The organism is Vibrio sp. KUL78 (assembly GCF_059725505.1).
This window is the reverse complement of the sequence record NZ_AP045837.1, coordinates 790,575-808,292: the sequence shown is the minus strand read 5'-3', so window position 1 is coordinate 808,292 and position 17,718 is coordinate 790,575. Positions and strand designations below refer to the sequence as shown.

The following is a 17,718-nucleotide window of genomic DNA, read 5'->3' as shown; positions in this document are numbered from 1 at the left end:
CTTCTTTACCGAGTCACGTTTTTGTGAACCAAACACGCTGTGCTACATATAAAACTGGGCCAAATAGGCCAAAATACGCAGGATAGATCAGTTAGTTAATTCCCTGATTCGTTGCTATATTTAAACCCAAATGCCCGAGATGAGGCGTATCGTGTGTAGCCGTTCGCTACCGGAAGAGGAGAGACAATGAAGCTGTTATTAACCGGCGGGACCGGCTTTATCGGACGAGAGTTACTCAAGCATCTCACCACCCATAGTGTGACTCTGCTTACACGCGACATTGCCTCAGCCAAACGTACGCTAAACCACACTGACCTTGGCAACATTGACTACATAGAATCTCTCGACATCTATAACGATCTCAACGAGTTTGATGCCGTTATCAACTTGGCAGGTGAACCTATTGCCGATAAACGCTGGAGTGCAGAGCAAAAGAAGCGAATTTGCGATAGCCGCTGGAAGGTTACTGAGAAGATCGTTGAGTTAATACACGCCAGCACGAAACCCCCGTCCACTTTTATCAGTGGGTCTGCGGTTGGATACTATGGTGATCAACAAGACCACCCATTTGATGAAAGCTTAAAAGTACATCAAGACAACTTTGCTCATACCGTTTGTGACCGATGGGAAGAAATAGCGATGCGCGCCCAGTCTGATCAAACTCGCGTCTGTATCCTAAGAACCGGAGTGGTACTTGGAGATGGTGGCGGAGCGCTGGCAAAAATGATGCTGCCATATAAGTTAGGCGTTGGCGGCCCCATTGGCGATGGTTCTCAATATATGCCATGGATACACCTTCTTGATATGGTGCGTGGTATCGTGTTCTTATTAGAAACCGATCATGCCGTAGGTCCATATAATCTCTGTGCTCCTCATGCGGTGTCTAACGCCACATTCAGTAAAACCCTTGCTAGTACACTCGGCAGACCCCATTTTCTCATGACCCCAAAATGGGCATTGAAACTGGCCATGGGTGAGTCTTCTTGCTTGCTGTTTGACAGCGTACGAGCCAAACCCAAAAAGTTAACGGAGATGGGCTTTAACTTCTCCTTTCCCCACATTGATACCGCATTAAAAAACATCGTCAGTAACGCACGGTAATGCTTGCTACTCCCCATGAACTGTCGGTAAGGTAGATAGAAATAAATCATAGGGTTAGCTTAGTAATGGCAAAGTCAGTTCTTATCACGGGATGCTCAAGTGGCATCGGTTATGTCGCCGCGCACGCGCTGAAAAAGCATGGATATCAAGTCATCGCCTCTTGTCGAAAAGATGCCGATGTCGCGCGCCTTCAGCAAGAAGGTTTAACCTGTATCCAGCTCGATCTTGCCGATCCTAAAAGTATTAAACTTGCTGTACAGAAAACCCTCGCTCTCACAGAAGGAAAGCTTTACGGTCTTTTCAACAATGGTGCATATGGACAGCCTGGCGCACTAGAAGACCTACCTACCGAGGCGCTGCGAGCTCAATTTGAAGCCAATGTGTTCGGCTGGCATGAACTCACCAAGCAAATACTACCTATTATGCGAGCTCAGGGCGAAGGGCGCATCATCCAGAATAGTTCGGTATTAGGCTTTGCCGCCATGAAATATCGCGGCGCATATAATGCTTCAAAGTTTGCTCTAGAGGGTTGGACAGATACGCTTCGACTCGAGTTGTATCAAACTGGAATCCATATCGCTTTGATTGAGCCCGGCCCTATCGAAACGCAATTTAGAGCCAATGCAAAGCGCGCCTTTCTTGAATGGATTAATGTCGAGACAAGCGCTCACCGGGCGCAATACGAGCAGCAACTCAGCCGCTTATCGGCAGATGCATCTGGCAATCAATTCGTACTGCCCCCAGAGTCTTGTATTCCACCATTGCTGCATGCACTAGAGTCAAACACACCAAAGCTTCGTTATCGTGTGACCACGCCAACAAAAGTATTTGCCGTACTAAAACGGCTCCTTCCAAGCAAGTGGTTAGATCCTATTCTGCGAAAAGCCGCATAAAAAATGATCATTTGTAATTTTAGTGTCACAAACAAGCATTATATTGTTCACCGTGGTTAAACCACATGGTGCATCAAAGCCCTACTTTACTTGATGCCCGCAATAAATGACTCACAGCATTCACGTGGATTACAACGAAAATGACGCTAAATCAGCTTAACTGGTTAGCTGTGGGGGTTACACTAGCTTACTTCGTAATGTTCTAGACACCTTTGCTTGCTACCGTTCTGGAATCCATTAACGCCGCGTTCTCGGACGCGGCGTTTTGGCATCTAAAATCCTCGTTTCTCACCGCATAACCTTGAATTTTCTGTCGTTGATACCAATCTTGAAAGAATAACGATAGAAATCACCAACAAGGAACACTCAATGCAACCTGCGACCATTGTGGACTTAAACGAACAGAACTTTCAGCAAGTATTAGAAGGCTCAATGACCGCTCCCGTGCTCATCCATTTCTGGGCACCAATGAGTGAAGAAAGCGCCCAGCTTATCCCATCGCTTAAAGCGCTAACCGAGCAATACGCTGGCGCATTTACCCTAGCACTACTTAACTGTGAAGAGCAGCAAGCCATTGCCGGCCATTTCGGTGTACAAGCGCTACCCACTATTGCTCTATTTGTGAACGGTAAACCTGTTGATGGTCTTGGTGGTCCTCAACCAATTGAAGCCGTAAAGGCGATGCTCGCTAAGCACCTACCAAGTGAAGATGAGTTAAATGCACGAAAAGCACTGGAGCTATCTCAGCAAGGTGAATACGAAACGGCGATTAACCTTCTTGGTAGCTTATCTGATGAATACAAGCAAAAAGGTGAAATCAAATTAGCCCTTGCTCAGTGTTTACTCGAAACCAATCAATTTGATCTAGCGGAAGCGGTACTGAACACCATTCCAATGGAGTACAAAGATAATTTCTATAAGAGTTTGATGGCCAAACTTGAGCTCCACAAACAAGCCGCCGACAGCCCAGAGATTCAATCTCTTGAAGCAGCTCTGAAAGCCAACCCTGAAGACCTTAAGATCGTTGCCGAACTCGCCTTACAGTATCACCAAGTGAACCGTGACGAAGAAGCGCTTGAGCTTATGTGGACACCACTGAGCCGCGACCTAAACGCCCTTGACGGCGATCTTAAAAAGTCATTTATGGATATCTTATCGGCTTTAGGTCAGGGCAACCCAATTGCTGCGAAATACCGCCGTCAGCTGTATTCACTGCTCTACTAGCCGCTCATTATTTCATCTTTCATAGAAGGGGCCTTTGTGTCCCTTTTCTCATATTGGCATGACCAACACTGGTTACCCTTGCGTATAAGCTGCTGATACATTTGATAATTATCAATCGCAAAAATACACTTCATTACACATAAATGTCTCGACTAAACTGTATACTGTTGAGAAGACGTACATTTTTAATACAGGGAAATTGTCATGGCTATTGATGCAATGATCACTATTGGCGGGTTTATACTCGTTGCCGTTGTCTTTATCGTCGCAGGTGTAAAAACCGTTCCACAAGGGAACAACTGGACCGTAGAACGATTTGGGCGCTACACCCAAACCCTCAAACCAGGCTTAAACCTCATCATCCCCTTCATCGATAGTGTGGGTAACAAAGTCAACATGATGGAGCGAGTACTGGACATTCCACCGCAAGAAGTCATCTCACGAGACAATGCGAATGTCGTGATTGACGCTGTCTGTTTCGTCCAAGTCGTCGATGCTCCAAAAGCGGCTTATGAAGTCAACGACCTAGAGCATGCGATCCGCAACCTAACCCTAACCAACATGCGTACCGTGCTTGGCTCTATGGAGCTCGATGAAATGCTCAGCCAACGCGATTCAATCAATACAAAACTGCTCTCCATCGTCGACGAAGCAACTAACCCCTGGGGTGTGAAGGTAACCCGTATTGAAATCCGCGACGTTCAGCCACCAGCAGACCTAACAGCAGCGATGAATGCGCAGATGAAAGCCGAGCGTAACAAACGTGCTGAGATCCTTGAAGCTGAAGGGGTTCGTCAAGCAGAGATCCTTCGCGCTGAAGGTCAGAAACAAGCAGAGATCCTCAAGGCTGAAGGTGACAAGCAGGCTGCTATACTTCAAGCAGAGGCTCGCGAACGTGCCGCTGAGGCCGAAGCAAAGGCAACGGAAATGGTATCGAATGCAATTGCACAAGGTGACATGCAGGCGGTGAACTACTTCGTAGCTCAAGGCTATACCGATGCGCTGAAATCTATCGGGCAAGCTGAAAATGGCAAGATCATTATGCTACCACTAGAAGCAACGGGGCTAATGGGATCCATCGCTGGCGTTGCCGAGATGTTTAATCAGTCCAAAGCAAGCAACAAAGAGGATAAAGCGTGATTGAATTACTCAGCCAAGTTAACTACTGGCACTGGTTAGCACTAGGATTACTTCTGCTTTGCGGTGAACTGCTTGGCACGGCTGGGTATATGTTGTGGCTTGGTATCTCCGCGATGCTGGTCGGTATCGTGTTGGCGTTTGTTCCTATCAGCTGGCAGCTACAATGGGTGAGCTTTGGTGTATTCGCTCTCGCACTCACCTGGCTCTGGTGGCGTAAGCAGCACAAGGTAGATAAACGCTCCGATCAACAGCGAGACCTTAACCAAAAAGACAAACAGCTTCTCGGTCAAACGACCATTTTAGAAGAAGATATCAACCGCGGAAAATGCCGTATCAAACTTGGCGACACCTCGTGGTCAGCTTACAGTGACCAGCCTTTGCCTTCAGGCACTATGGTCAAAGTGATAGATGTTGATGGTATTACGCTTCTTATCGAGAAAGTAGATTAAAAAAAATCCCCTGACACATCAGGGGATTTTTTTATTTGTCTTGAGCTTCACGCTTGTGCTTCGGCACATAGTTCAGAATAGAAATAGGTACCGGTTTTCTCGGGATGAAACCCTCAATCTCGACGCGCTCTAGAAGGTGTCCTAGTCGACTTTCAATCATACATAGATTCTTAAAGTTATCTTTAGACACCAGAGACACCGCTTCACCTGCAGCATTAGCGCGACCGGTACGACCGATTCGATGCACATACTCATCGGCAGGATACGGTAGATCATAGTTGATAACGACCGGCAGGTTCTCAATATCAATACCGCGAGCGGCAACACCCGTTGCGACTAAGTATTGGATCTCTCCTGCTTTAAACGACTCAATCAGTTGTTGACGAACCTTCTGATTACGCCCACTGTGGAAAGCTTCCGCTGCAATGCCGCGTTTCTCTAGTTGGCTAACAAGTTTGGCCGCACCATGTTTAGTCTCGATAAAAATCAACGCCTGCTTCCAATCGTTAGTTTGCAACATGTGGCTAAGTAACGAAGACTTCATATCTTTATCGACAGTCACGATCCACTGCTTAATGTTGCTTTTCGAGGCACTATGCTTTGTAATCGAAATCTCTTCCGGATCGCGAATAGCCGATCTCGCTAACTCTCTAACTGGATTCGAAAGCGTGGCAGAGAACAAAAGGTTCTGTGCGTCTTCTGGTACGCGAGCGATGATTTTGTTGATCGCATCGATAAAGCCCATATCAAGCATCTTATCGGCTTCATCCAGCACTAAAACTTGCAGCTCATCAAAATGAATAGCGCGCTGACCGTAAAGGTCAATCAAACGACCCGGCGTGGCCACAACAATATCTACACCATCAATCAGAGCTTGCTTCTGCGGCGCGTAATCAACACCACCAAACATGGCCATCGACTTAAGTGGTAAATGTTGTGCGTAAGCCTCAATGCTTTGATTAACCTGCAGTGCGAGTTCACGGGTTGGAGTGAGGATAATCGCACGCGCGCGTTTCTTACGCTGCGTTTCACCTTGGCTCAGCATTTCAAGAATTGGCAAAACAAAGCTTGCGGTTTTACCCGTGCCAGTTTGCGCCGCCGCAATCAGGTTTTCACCTTTTAGGACAATCGGGATCGCTTTCGTTTGAATCGTGGTTGGCTTTTGGTAGCCAAGCGATGCTACTGCATCAAGTATAGGTTGGCTTAAGCCGAGTTTAGAAAAAGACATCACGAGTTCTCTTTATCAAGATGAAGACCCGCGCATTCTATAGAGCTTGAGATTGATGCACAATGTTATTGACGCTTAATCACAATATCGGCGAGATCTGCAGATGACCCGTGGTCCAAAATACCCACCCTACCAGTAAATAAAACGTCGCCAGCAAAACTCGTTTGCTGGCATCGCGCCAGAAACAGCGCTGCGGCGCTTGTGTCGATACTGAAAAACGCTCAGAGGAGTAATCCAGCACTTTACGACTGGTAAAGACCACAACGACTAAAGCGAGAAAGCTTCCCAAAAAACTGCAAACAACAAGTGCTGCGGCCAAGCTCCAATCAAACCAAAGCAACGTAAATAGCGCGATGAGCGACGTGCTGGTGCACGGTCTAAGTCCATACAAAAGAAGCCCTACTCGCGACGACTGTTCGCTAGGAGTACTAGTGGCCACCTTCGCATCGGAGCGAAGCCACTGCTTTATTAATGCCACGATGAGCAATACTAATAAGTATCCACCAAATAGCATCATGGCTATGCCAACCCATTGATTGATAGAAGATACGTAGCCGAGTGACTGTCGATAGCCTAACGATAATACTTGGTTCGCGGCAATCACGACGCCTGCAGTGACCACACCTTGCATCACATTAAGTAGCAAGCAAGTACCGACAATCTTTGACTTGCTCACCGACTCTGCTGATACAAGAAAAACCACCGCACTTTTGCCATGTCCTGGTCCAAGAGAATGAACAAATCCGTAGATAAAAGTGAACAAACACGTCAATACTAGAGCCGTTCTGTCTCCCGTATCAATAAGGTCGAAATAGTCAGATAGCCCTGAAAGCAACGTTCTTTGCGTGGTGACTAGGTACTGCGTGATAACATTCAGTTCGTTCACAACGCTTGCCACCACTATCAGTAAGAGTACGGTAGCAACAAAAAGTCCCCAACGCTGCTTTGAACTACGAACCACAGGACAGACTCACTCTTTGGCTAAAGTGACTACCGAGATCATCATCACCAACATCATCTACACCAAGCGACATGGCATAATCAATGATGTCTTGCGAAGGTGTTGGCGTGGTCAACTCATACTGACAGTGTGGATTGAGGCTTTCCCCCAACGAAATAGTCGATCGATTTTCCCAAGAAATATCGATGTAATAAGTGTTATCAAACACTTGGATATCCAACTCTTCCTTGGTCAAATCTACGTTTCTTGATAACGGCAGGGTAAAGTTCAGCACTATTCGCCGCCCTTGCCTGCTCAGTGAATACACTTCAGGAAGTCGAAACTTAAGTGGTGCGTTATCCGCATACAGGTAGGTAAAGTAGTGAGTATTCAACAGATTCCGCATCAATCTTAACGCTTCTTTGTGAGCACTCTCCTCATTATCAAAAACCGAGAAATCCCCATCAAGCGCATACGCACTTGAGAATGGGTCAAAGGTCCACGTCATCGTCAAACTCTCCACTTCAGTGCCGTCACCGTTAACTTGCAATTCATTGCCTATCCATGAATGAGGGTGTGCGTGAGAGGAGACAGAGAAAAGCACAAGGAGCAGTAAAGAAAAATAACGCCGCATAGAATGAATCTCTTGAAATTAGAGCAGTGCTGTCATGTAAGCACTAGGATAATTCAAACAATTGTTATGTTATATCATTCCAATAATAACGGTGAAACATTGATATTGTCAGAAGATGCTAATCGTTCTTAAAGCAAGGTGGTTTCGGTTAAGTGCGACGAATAAACGACAAATACGCAATAGTGATGTTGGTTTTAATTGGTAATGAGGTCGACTTGAGAAAGTCTGAAAGAGAATAAAGAGGGGGAGAATGGCACGCCCTGTAGGATTCGAACCTACGACCACATCCTTAGAAGGGACGTGCTCTATCCAGCTGAGCTAAGGGCGCGCTACAGGGAAAGGATTATACGAGTTAGGAGAGGTAAATCAATGGCTTTATTGCCTAGAGCGGTTTAAACGCCCAAAAAAAAGTCAACATATCAGCAAAAGATGAAAAACCCACCGATGCAAACGTTTGCGTTGTAGCTTTTGAAATAGTTTTCTGGGACAATGCACACAAAAATAACAGTCAATTAACTTTCTCAAGGAAAATTATGTCTGCTCAAAACATTGATGGGAAACTCATTTCTCAAACTGTACGCTCAGAAGTTGCCGCTCGTGTTAAAGCGAGAACGGATGCTGGACTTCGAGCGCCGGGGTTAGCGGTTGTATTAGTGGGTGAAGACCCAGCCTCGCAAGTTTATGTGGGTAGCAAACGCCGTGCGTGTGAAGAAGTTGGTTTTGTTTCTAAGTCGTATGACTTGCCTGCTAGCGCAACAGAAGAACAGCTTCTGAGCCTTGTTGACGAACTGAATAATGACCCTGAAGTCGATGGCATCTTGGTACAGCTACCATTGCCTGCAGGTATCGACACGACGCATGTACTAGAGCGCATCATTCCAGAAAAAGATGTCGATGGCTTCCACCCTTATAATGTGGGTCGACTAGCACAGCGCATTCCTAAGCTACGCTCGTGCACGCCAAAAGGCATTATCACTCTCCTTGATCGTTACAACATTCAACTTCGTGGTAAACACGCTGTGATTGTGGGTGCATCGAACATTGTTGGTCGCCCTATGACGCTAGAGCTATTACTGGCTGGCTGCACAACGACCACATGCCACCGATTCACTAAAGACCTCGAAAGCCATGTACGCCAAGCTGACGTGGTCGTTGTCGCAGTGGGTAAACCAAACTTTGTTCCTGGTCACTGGATCAAGAAAGGCGCTGTTGTGGTCGATGTAGGTATCAACCGTTTGGAAAATGGCACCTTGGTTGGCGACGTTGAGTACGATGTCGCAAAAGAAAACGCGAGCTTCATTACTCCAGTTCCTGGCGGTGTTGGCCCAATGACGGTAGCGAGTCTGATTGAGAATACTATGATTGCTTGTGAGCAATTTCATACCGCTAAAAAGTAATCTTATTGAGTAAGGGAGTTCGCTCCCTTACCATTCCCCCACCTCTTGTCGCACACTCTTTCCTCTTTACAATCATACAGATAACGTTAACCCCCTCTCATTTTGTACTGATACTTTCCTACCTATTAGCAACTTTACTTCTTCGTCACAGATTTCAAACCACATGTTCGGTACAAACAACCTCATAAGCGAATCAATCGAATAACAAGGAGATGTACCCTATGTATAAGAAAAACGCATTGATCACAGCAGAGAGCGGCTTACACACAAGGCCGGCAGCGCAGTTCGTTAAAGAAGCGAAAAAGTACTCAGAAGATATCGAGATCGTCTCTAAGGGAAAGACGGCTACGGCTAAGAATTTGTTCAAGTTGCAGACATTGCAGCTTGTTAAAGGCACTGAAGTGACGGTTCAGTCATCCAACAGGCAAGCTGTTGATGAACTGGCAAGCTTTTTGGAGAAAGTGACCGGCTAGCAGATAGTAAAACTAAGCGCCCATGCACGCGGCCTGAGTGCATGGGCGCTTTTTCATTTTATGTAGACGTTAATCCATCGCGATTCGGTCAGCAAGGTGGCTGACAGCCAAAGCGAAGTAATACGAACGATTCCACTTCATCAACACGTTATAGTTGTTATATACCAAATAAACTCGACCATTCTCGTCATCAGGCATGATAAGCCAAGCTTTAATGTCTTCATCAAGCTGAGGCAGTGGGCGACCATCGTATCTTGTCACACCGAGCTTGCTCCACTCTTGCAAGAACTTGCCTTTTTCAGGATCGCGCCCCTGAAGCTCAGGAGAAAACCCTTTAGGAACTTTGACTTGTCGTCCCCAAGTGTATTGATCATCCCAGCCAGATTTCGCTAAGTAGTTAGCGGTTGATGCGAAGACATCGGCTTCGCTGTCCCAGATATCTTTCTTGCCATCACCATTACCATCAGCGGCAAAGTTCAGGAACGAGCTCGGCATGAACTGGCTTTGTCCCATTGCGCCAGCCCAGGACCCTTTCATGTCTTCAGGTGCGATATGACCTTGTTCTAGAATGGTCAGTGCCGCTAGAGCCTCACTGCGGAAGAAGGCTTCTCTTCGTCCTTCATACGCCATGGTTGATAGCGCATCGATCACTCGATAGTTACCAGTAAAGCGACCAAAGTTACTTTCAACGCCCCACAATGCGACGATAAAGCGCGGCTGGACGCCATACTCGTCGCCAATACGTTTCAGCTCTGCGTAATGTTTGTTGTGAAGCTCTTTCGCTTGCTTTACTTTCCAATCCGGCACTGCTCTTGGTATGTACTCATCCAAGGTCAGTCTTTTCTCAGGCTGGTTACGGTCGGCTTTCACCGCTCTGGGCTTGTATTCCACACCAGCAAAGGCCTCTGTTAAGATTTGCTCAGAGATTCCTTGCTCTCGAGCCTCTTGCTTGAGACCCGCGACATATTCCTCGAAGGATTCCTTTTGTTGCGCGACTGCGCTTGTGGCTAGGCTTGCCCCTAGCATCACTGACAATATCTTTTTCACCGTGCCCTCCCCTGAGCAGTCGGATTATTTCTGTTGAGCTTTCTGCTCTTTGTATTTATCCAGTAAGTTTTCTGGCGGTGGTGGTAATTGTAAGAAAAAGCCCTCTTCGTTAATCGAGGTTTTGACCTTCTCAACATCGACCAACGCCAGTGTACGGCCAGCAAGGTTAACCACCATGACAAACTGAGGTCTGCCAAACATGTCCATCAACGCTTCTGGTACTGGAGTGAAGTCGTCTTTCTTTGCGATGTACAGGTATGCCCCGTCTTTTTTAGTGCTTTTATAGATTGAACAAAGCATGGTTGTATCTCTTATCGTTACGTATCTTCTCAAGTAGAAGAAATAATTCGGTTAGTTTATGGAAAATTGAGAGTTAATTATCCATTTGAGAGCAAGATAGCTTGCTGTATCTAATGTTGAAATATAACATGATTATTCCCAAGTAACCTCTAGATACGGTTACATTGGCATAACCTAATCAATAGCAATGTCATTGGCACAAGGATTTGATCATCAATGTCTCAATCCCCAGATCTGAAAGGCAGTAGCTTCACCTTATCGGTGTTGCATCTTTCTGACAACGATGTTTCCAAAGCGGTTCAATTTTTACAACAAAAAGTCTCTCAAGCCCCGACATTTTTCGCCTCGGCACCCGTGGTGATCAATGTTAGCCAAGTAGATGGCGATATTAACTTTATCGACCTAAAGCTGGGCGTAGAAGAGATAGGTATGATTCCCGTTGGCATTACTGGCTGCCAAGATAAGCGACTGCAAAACCTTGCGTCAGAAGCAGGGTTTGCGGTCATGACGGCCAGTAAAGCACCTTCTCAAGCCCCTGCCAAAATGGAGCCAACCAAAATTGTCCGCAACCCAGTTCGCTCTGGGCAACAAATCTATGCCAAAAACAGTGACCTTGTCATATTAAGCCATGTGAGTGCGGGCGCCGAAGTTATCGCCGATGGCACCATTCATATCCATGGCACATTACGAGGCAGAGCAATCGCAGGAGCGAGTGGCTCACGCGATGCAAAAATTCTCTGCAACGACTTACAAGCTGAACTAGTCTCCATAGCAGGAAACTACTGGCTCAGCGATCAGATTGAACGTGAATACTGGGGTAAAAAGGTGCTATTCGGCATGACCGATGACCAACTCGATTTCGAGATCCTCACGATTTAGAATTTAAAGGAAAACAATTAATGGCACGCATTATTGTGGTAACGTCGGGTAAAGGCGGCGTAGGTAAGACGACCTCGAGCGCGGCAATCGCGTCAGGACTGGCACTAAAAGGCAAGAAAACGGCCGTTATCGACTTCGATATTGGTCTTCGTAACCTAGACCTTATCATGGGTTGTGAACGTCGCGTGGTTTATGATTTCGTCAATGTTATCAACGGTGAAGCAACGCTAAATCAAGCACTTATCAAAGATAAGCGTACTGACAATCTGTTCATCCTTCCTGCCTCACAAACTCGTGATAAAGATGCGCTGACCAAAGATGGTGTACGTCGCGTATTGGACGACCTCGACGAAATGGGTTTTGACTTCGTAATCTGTGATTCACCTGCGGGTATTGAGCAAGGTGCATTGATGGCGCTGTACTTCGCGGACGAAGCGATTGTCACCACCAACCCAGAAGTCTCGTCGGTTCGCGATTCAGACCGTATTCTTGGCATCCTAGACTCGAAGTCTCGCCGCGCTGAAGAAGGTAAAGAGCCGGTAAAACAGCACCTATTGTTGACTCGCTACAACCCAGCACGAGTAACACAAGGAGAAATGCTGTCTGTCGAAGATGTAGAAGAGATCCTACACATTTCACTACTTGGTGTTATTCCAGAAAGCCAAGCAGTACTGAATGCCTCTAATAAAGGTGTGCCAGTCATTTTTGATGATGAGTCTGATGCAGGTATGGCGTACTCAGACACCGTTGATCGTCTACTCGGTGAGCAAGTCGACTTCCGCTTCTTAACAGAGCAGAAGAAAGGTATCTTCAAACGTCTATTCGGGGGGTAAGCTATGTCTCTACTTGAGTTTTTCCGCCCACAGAAGAAGACCTCAGCAAACCTAGCAAAAGAACGTTTGCAAATCATCGTTGCAGAGAGACGCAGTGAAGGCTCGCCTTCTCCGTCTTACTTACCGCAGTTAAAGGAAGATATCCTTAAGGTGATCGCGAAATATGTCGATGTTGATCCGTCTATGGTGGATTTGTCATTCGAACATAAAGACGATGACATTTCGGTTCTTGAGCTCAACGTGCAGCTTCCAGAAGACGAAAAGTAATTCAAAAAAGGCTCGCAATCGCGAGCCTTTCTTCTATTAGCTAAGTTTATACATCCATAACTTGGTCTAGCTGACGACCAAACAGCTCAAGACGCCACCCTTGCATCACATCCGGAAGCTTGGCTGGATCGCGCTGATGCTTCCAAACCCAAGAAAGGTATTGGTTAAGCTGCTTTTTGGACGCTAAAAACTCTGTCGCTAAGCCGCTGTGCTGAGCCGCCTTCTTCACTTCGTCTTTCAGTTTTTTGAACACTTGCTTGTAGCTTGGAAAGTCCATCAAGCGTTCAATTTTCTCTGGATAATCTTCTTCTGGCGTTTGCTGCGCACGCTTAACGATAGCAGCAATACGCTCACCATGACGGCGAATAGCTCTAGGGTCGATGCCCTCTTGCTCCATCTGTTTTGGCTTTTTCAGGCCATGACGTGCAACCGTCCAAAGCTCTTGCTCTTTGATAATGAAGTTCAAAGCTAAGTCACGTTTTAATGCTTCATTGAAGCGCCATGTCGCGAGCGGTTTCAGTACAGCTAGTTGCTTTCGCTTAAGCTGCCACGCACCTTTGATATCTAGATAGGCTTTCTCAGGGTTCGGAGTTTTGCCGCGCTTTTGCATCAGCAAATCAGACTCTTGCTGAGCCGCTTCCCACCACTCTTTGGCTTCCACTTTAGCAAACAGCTTAAAGTACAGTGGCCACAGGTAGTACACGTCTGCCGCAGCGTAATCGAGCTGTTTGTCAGTCAGTGGACGAGCTACCCAATCGGCACGCGACTCACTCTTATCAAGCTCGACATCAAGATACTCTTGAACAAGAGTAGCAAAGCCCGTTGATAAACCGTGACCAAGAAATGCGGCCATGATCTGCGTATCCACCATTGGGTATGGCATGCAATCGAAGCTGTTCGCGAACACCTCAAGGTCTTCGCCGCAAGCATGAAGAACCTTTAATACTGACGTGTCCTTCAAGAGCTCGATGAAAGGGGTGAAATCACTGATAGTAAGTGGGTCAATAAGTGACAACTGTTCGCCGTCATAAAGCTGAATCAATCCAAGCTTAGGGTAGTAAGTACGAATGCGCACAAACTCAGTGTCCAACATCACGACATCGGATTCACGAGCCTTGCTGCATACCGACTCTAGCTCGGCAAACTCTGTTACTATTTGGAATTCCACTCAATCTCTCTTTATAAAAAATGCCAGCTTTGCGGGCTGGCATTTTAGCACTGATTGTAATCAAACGTTAACTTAAACTGTCTTCTCTGAGGTTTTCATCAGTTTTGCATCGTTTTCTTCGCGCAACACGCGGCGTAGAATCTTACCAACGTTGGTTTTTGGCAGATCTTCTCTAAATTCAACGCGTTTCGGGATCTTATAGCCCGTCAAGTGTTGACGACAATGCTCGATGACCTCTTCTTTAGTCAGAGAGTTGTCTTTTTTAACGATGAAAATCTTAACGATCTCACCCGAGGCTTCGTTCGCCTCACCAATCGCTGCGACCTCGAGTACCTTGTCATTCAAGGCAACAACGTCTTCAATTTCATTTGGATAAACGTTGAAGCCCGACACTAAAATCATGTCTTTCTTGCGGTCGACGATATGTAAAAATCCTTCGTCGTCGAACTCAACGATATCACCTGTTGATAGCCAACCTTCTTGGTTAATCACCTCTTTGGTCGCTTCCGCACGCTGCCAATAGCCTTGCATCACCTGAGGACCACGAACCTGGAGTTCGCCTTTACCATCACCCTCAACTGGATTGCCTTCTTCATCAACAATACGCACTTCCGTAGAAGGAACTGGAAGACCAATTGACCCGTTATATTCAACCAAGTCATGTGGATAAGCGGCAACGAGAGGCGAGCACTCCGTCAGACCGTAACCTTCGAGAAGCAAACAGCCAGTGGTTTTCTTCCACTGCTCAGCAACGGCACGTTGAACCGCCATACCGCCGCCCACTGCCAGTCTTAATCCACGGAAGTCCAACTCATGGAAATCTTCATTGTTAAGCAGAGCATTGAACAGAGTGTTTACCCCGGTTATCGCAGTGAACGGGTATTTTTGTAGCTCTTTCACAAAGCCTGGAATATCACGCGGGTTGGTAATCAGTAGGTTTTGACCACCCATTTCAATGAACAGCAGACAGTTAACCGTAAGTGCAAATACGTGATAGAGCGGCAGCGCGGTGACCACAAACTCACGTCCTTCGTGCAATACTGGCGCATACATGCCCTTCGCCTGCATCACGTTAGCAATCATATTGCGGTGAGTCAGGATCGCGCCTTTAGCAACGCCTGTCGTACCGCCGGTATATTGCAAAAACGCAATATCATCACCCGTCATAAACGGCTTAACGTATTGCAGGCGACGACCTTTGTGGAGTGCCTTCTTAAAAGAAATCGCTCCTGGTAAGTCGTACTTAGGCACCATGCCTTTCACGTACTTCACAACGAAATCAACAATCGTGCCTTTCGCTGTTGGCAGCATTTGCCCTAGGCTGGTCAGCACCACGTGCTTGATCGGCGTCTTATCTACAACTTGCTCTAGAGTGTTAGCAAAGTTTGACACGATAACGATGGCTTTCGCATCTGCGTCATTCAACTGATGCTCTAACTCACGAGGGGTATAAAGTGGGTTAACGTTGACCGCAATAAGGCCGGCTCTAAGTACACCAAATAGCGCTATTGGGTATTGCAGCAAGTTTGGCATCATAATCGCGACGCGATCGCCTTTTTGCAACTTGAGTTCATTTTGCAGGTACGCCGCAAACGCTCGGCTGCGCTCTTCCAACTTACGGAACGTCATGACTGAGCCCATGTTCACAAACGCAGGTTGGTCTGCAAATTTATGAACCGACTGTTCGAACATCTCAACTAGAGAAGGGTACTGATCCGGATTGATGTGCTCAGGCACGTCACTTGGGTATCGAGAAAGCCAAGGTTTATCCACAATTCTACTCCTTGCGTGTAAGGTCACTCTTCCGTTTCATAGCCGTAGGCAGGTTTCAGTGTTGTTTTAAAATATTGTTAACACTTTATGGGACTATGAATGTTTTATTATTCCTGCTATTACAACACAGCAGACCAGTTAGCGCACGAAAGACTCAAACACTTGTTTAATTTTTGTTAACTAGTCCAAGTATTAGTTCAAATACACTTTCTGGCGACTCAAGATGACAATGATGGTCACCTGCTACCCACTCAATTTGTGCCTTGGGCAACATCGCTAAACGCTCTTTATGTTGAAGATAGGCATAACCGCGCTCGCCCAAAATCACCAAATGAGGTGTTTGAATAGCATCGACGATCGCCTGAGCATTTTGCTCCGCCATTCGATAGACAGACTCGCACTTGAGCTTGCTGTCATGACGCCAATACCATTTACCCTGCTCACAACGAAGATCGCGCTCTACGATCGGCAACACAGCAGACTCGGAGAGTTTTGTTGCTCTGATCCGCATGTTAATCGCGTCTTGTTTCGAAGAAATGGCTTTCGCGGTTTTACCACGCCAGCGCTCGCGGCTTTCAATGCCTTTTCTTAAGCGTCCAGCACTTAGCTGAGGTGATTCAGATAAAGGGATATGCGCTTCGATTTGAACTAAACCTGAGACTTTTTCAGGAAAGGCAGCACTATAGCAACTTGCGATCAATGCACCAAGTGAATGCCCCACTAGAAACACATCGACTGCGTGAAGTTTAATCAATATGCGGTGAAGATCATCAATATAGTCATGAAAGTTATAGAAATGATGAGGACTCTTGTGGGAAGAGTGTCCATGCCCAGGTAAGTCAATGGCGACAACACGCCAATCGGGCGATTGTTTCTCAATCAGCGCAAGTAAAGCATGAAAACTGGCCGCATTGTCCATCCAACCATGAATAAAAACGACCGTCTTGGCGGTCGTTTTTGAGGCTTCGCGTTCAAGGTAGGCTATCGTCCTGTCGTCTATCTTGAGCGATTTTTCTTTAAAGGTGGAATCCAATCCTATTTAACCTCTTTGATCACTCGACCAGTGCTAGGTCCGCTGTGGTAATAGAAACCATCGCAATAGTAACCCCAGCATGACCCATAGCTGCCAAAGTCGCGATTAATGATTAAGCGTTCTTCAACTCGCCACAGGTAATTACCATAGGCATTAATAACCGGGAAGTCACCTTCATATTCGCCAATGCGCCCGCGCTCCATACCAACTTTGTAACCGCCAAAGGTGACTAAACGCCCTTGCGCGTAGGTGATAGGGTCAACAAACCCGTCTACATAGGCAATGAAGCGTCCATTTGGCTCTTCACTAATATCTGGCTTGCCATACTTGTCAATAGGTAGGTTAACAACTTCGATGCGAGTTCTATCGGCGAGATTTTTTACCGTGTCTATCACTCCACCCAAACGCACCTCGGTCTTGTCATTGGTATCAAGGACACCTTGATAAGTAGCAACCACGTTCTCGTTGTTGGTCGCTAAGGTGTCAGGAAGGCTGCCACAGGCACTCAAAATGGCACTTAACGCCACAATACTACTGAGTTTCAGGAGTGTTTTCATAAATGGGGATACCCTAATTAAAGCAAGTTACAGTTAAAGCAAATAACTCTTATTATCATATATAGATATCGACACCAAGCAACTGTTCGAGTTCCTCTCTTTTGGCTCGATTCATAACATTCATATACTCTTCCAGAGCCTTTTTCGATCGACCCTCCGGGAGATCATACTGAACCTGAGCCTTTGCCATGTCAGCATCGGATAAATGCTTTACTGAATGCGCGACCGCTTGCGCCACTTTCGTGACCTGCGTCGATTGGCTGGTTGACTGCGAAGATTGAGATGTAGACGCTTTCGACACTGCCTTTTTTGCATTGGCTTTCTGTGTCTTGCGCTGATTGGGTATGGAAGGTAAGCCGTTAATCGAGACCATAATCAAGTT

At 46.5% G+C, this 17,718-nt stretch carries 20 protein-coding genes and 1 tRNA gene; 10 read left to right on the top strand and 11 right to left on the bottom strand.

From position 1 onward, the window contains the following. Nucleotides 1-186 precede the first annotated feature (186 nt). From AC6I8Y_RS03935 to AC6I8Y_RS03915, 5 genes are all read left to right on the top strand, one after another. Complete coding sequence (locus AC6I8Y_RS03935) at nt 187-1,101, top strand: TIGR01777 family oxidoreductase (RefSeq protein WP_042476510.1); 915 nt, start codon at nt 187-189, stop codon at nt 1,099-1,101. A gap of 65 nt (nt 1,102-1,166) precedes the next feature. After that, nucleotides 1,167-1,994: an SDR family oxidoreductase gene (locus AC6I8Y_RS03930; RefSeq protein ID WP_498020811.1), complete on the top strand. Its 828-nt coding sequence runs from the start codon at nt 1,167-1,169 to the stop codon at nt 1,992-1,994. 369 nt (nt 1,995-2,363) lie between these two features. Continuing rightward, the gene (locus AC6I8Y_RS03925) at nt 2,364-3,218 is read left to right on the top strand and encodes a co-chaperone YbbN (protein ID WP_498020810.1); all 855 of its coding nucleotides are present in this window, start codon (nt 2,364-2,366) and stop codon (nt 3,216-3,218) included. A gap of 204 nt (nt 3,219-3,422) precedes the next feature. Then, nucleotides 3,423-4,358, top strand: coding sequence for an SPFH domain-containing protein (locus AC6I8Y_RS03920; RefSeq protein WP_394153542.1), 936 nt, complete (start codon nt 3,423-3,425; stop codon nt 4,356-4,358). Continuing rightward, nucleotides 4,355-4,807, top strand: coding sequence for an NfeD family protein (locus AC6I8Y_RS03915; protein ID WP_252013714.1), 453 nt, complete (start codon nt 4,355-4,357; stop codon nt 4,805-4,807). The genes AC6I8Y_RS03920 and AC6I8Y_RS03915 overlap by 4 nt, the downstream gene beginning before the upstream one ends. A gap of 31 nt (nt 4,808-4,838) precedes the next feature. Here the strand turns inward: AC6I8Y_RS03915 and AC6I8Y_RS03910 are convergent, their stop codons facing one another. The 4 genes from AC6I8Y_RS03910 to AC6I8Y_RS03895 all read right to left on the bottom strand — a co-directional run bounded on the left by AC6I8Y_RS03910 (nt 4,839) and on the right by AC6I8Y_RS03895 (nt 7,937). Beyond that, entirely contained in the window at nt 4,839-6,035 is a 1,197-nt protein-coding gene (locus AC6I8Y_RS03910; RefSeq protein ID WP_498020809.1) for a DEAD/DEAH box helicase, read from the bottom strand. Nucleotides 6,036-6,114: 79 nt separating this feature from the next. Then, nucleotides 6,115-6,996, bottom strand: a complete 882-nt coding sequence (locus tag AC6I8Y_RS03905) for a hypothetical protein (RefSeq protein WP_498020808.1) — start codon at nt 6,994-6,996, stop codon at nt 6,115-6,117. Beyond that, entirely contained in the window at nt 6,986-7,609 is a 624-nt protein-coding gene (locus AC6I8Y_RS03900) for a DUF1007 family protein (protein WP_498020807.1), read from the bottom strand. The genes AC6I8Y_RS03905 and AC6I8Y_RS03900 overlap by 11 nt, the downstream gene beginning before the upstream one ends. A 251-nt stretch (nt 7,610-7,860) precedes the next feature. Continuing rightward, nucleotides 7,861-7,937 (bottom strand) — tRNA-Arg (locus AC6I8Y_RS03895). Between the two features lie 205 nt (nt 7,938-8,142). On the opposite strand from AC6I8Y_RS03895, the gene folD reads away from it, so the two are divergent. Next, nucleotides 8,143-9,006: a bifunctional methylenetetrahydrofolate dehydrogenase/methenyltetrahydrofolate cyclohydrolase FolD gene (gene folD, locus AC6I8Y_RS03890; protein ID WP_234494354.1), complete on the top strand. Its 864-nt coding sequence runs from the start codon at nt 8,143-8,145 to the stop codon at nt 9,004-9,006. Nucleotides 9,007-9,227: 221 nt separating this feature from the next. After that, nucleotides 9,228-9,479, top strand: a complete 252-nt coding sequence (locus tag AC6I8Y_RS03885; RefSeq protein ID WP_234494355.1) for an HPr family phosphocarrier protein — start codon at nt 9,228-9,230, stop codon at nt 9,477-9,479. Nucleotides 9,480-9,548: 69 nt separating this feature from the next. Here AC6I8Y_RS03885 and AC6I8Y_RS03880 read toward each other — a convergent pair whose 3' ends face one another. Both AC6I8Y_RS03880 and AC6I8Y_RS03875 read right to left on the bottom strand, forming a co-directional pair. Next, entirely contained in the window at nt 9,549-10,526 is a 978-nt protein-coding gene (locus AC6I8Y_RS03880; RefSeq protein ID WP_252013709.1) for a lytic murein transglycosylase, read from the bottom strand. Nucleotides 10,527-10,550: 24 nt separating this feature from the next. Further along, a complete protein-coding gene (locus tag AC6I8Y_RS03875; protein WP_042476452.1) occupies nt 10,551-10,826 on the bottom strand; it encodes a YcgL domain-containing protein in 276 nt (91 codons plus the stop codon). A 216-nt stretch (nt 10,827-11,042) separates the two neighbouring features. Between AC6I8Y_RS03875 and minC the strand changes: the two genes are divergently transcribed. From minC to minE, 3 genes are read left to right on the top strand one after another with little or no spacing between them, the layout of a single operon-like run. Then, nucleotides 11,043-11,705, top strand: coding sequence for a septum site-determining protein MinC (minC, locus tag AC6I8Y_RS03870; protein WP_252013707.1), 663 nt, complete (start codon nt 11,043-11,045; stop codon nt 11,703-11,705). A 20-nt stretch (nt 11,706-11,725) separates the two neighbouring features. Next, complete coding sequence (gene minD / locus AC6I8Y_RS03865; protein WP_042476445.1) at nt 11,726-12,538, top strand: septum site-determining protein MinD; 813 nt, start codon at nt 11,726-11,728, stop codon at nt 12,536-12,538. A gap of 3 nt (nt 12,539-12,541) precedes the next feature. Then, nucleotides 12,542-12,805, top strand: coding sequence for a cell division topological specificity factor MinE (minE, locus tag AC6I8Y_RS03860; RefSeq protein ID WP_042476441.1), 264 nt, complete (start codon nt 12,542-12,544; stop codon nt 12,803-12,805). 46 nt (nt 12,806-12,851) lie between these two features. Here minE and rnd read toward each other — a convergent pair whose 3' ends face one another. The 5 genes from rnd to AC6I8Y_RS03835 all read right to left on the bottom strand — a co-directional run bounded on the left by rnd (nt 12,852) and on the right by AC6I8Y_RS03835 (nt 17,709). Then, the gene (gene rnd / locus AC6I8Y_RS03855; protein ID WP_234494358.1) at nt 12,852-13,973 is read right to left on the bottom strand and encodes a ribonuclease D; all 1,122 of its coding nucleotides are present in this window, start codon (nt 13,971-13,973) and stop codon (nt 12,852-12,854) included. Nucleotides 13,974-14,045: 72 nt separating this feature from the next. Beyond that, nucleotides 14,046-15,746, bottom strand: coding sequence for a long-chain-fatty-acid--CoA ligase FadD (fadD, locus tag AC6I8Y_RS03850; protein ID WP_252013706.1), 1,701 nt, complete (start codon nt 15,744-15,746; stop codon nt 14,046-14,048). Between the two features lie 166 nt (nt 15,747-15,912). Continuing rightward, entirely contained in the window at nt 15,913-16,779 is an 867-nt protein-coding gene (locus tag AC6I8Y_RS03845; protein WP_498020806.1) for an alpha/beta fold hydrolase, read from the bottom strand. A gap of 2 nt (nt 16,780-16,781) precedes the next feature. Beyond that, nucleotides 16,782-17,336: a Slp family lipoprotein gene (locus tag AC6I8Y_RS03840; protein WP_498020805.1), complete on the bottom strand. Its 555-nt coding sequence runs from the start codon at nt 17,334-17,336 to the stop codon at nt 16,782-16,784. A 55-nt stretch (nt 17,337-17,391) separates the two neighbouring features. Continuing rightward, nucleotides 17,392-17,709, bottom strand: a complete 318-nt coding sequence (locus AC6I8Y_RS03835) for a hypothetical protein (protein WP_042476436.1) — start codon at nt 17,707-17,709, stop codon at nt 17,392-17,394. Between the last annotated feature and the right edge of the window lie 9 nt (nt 17,710-17,718).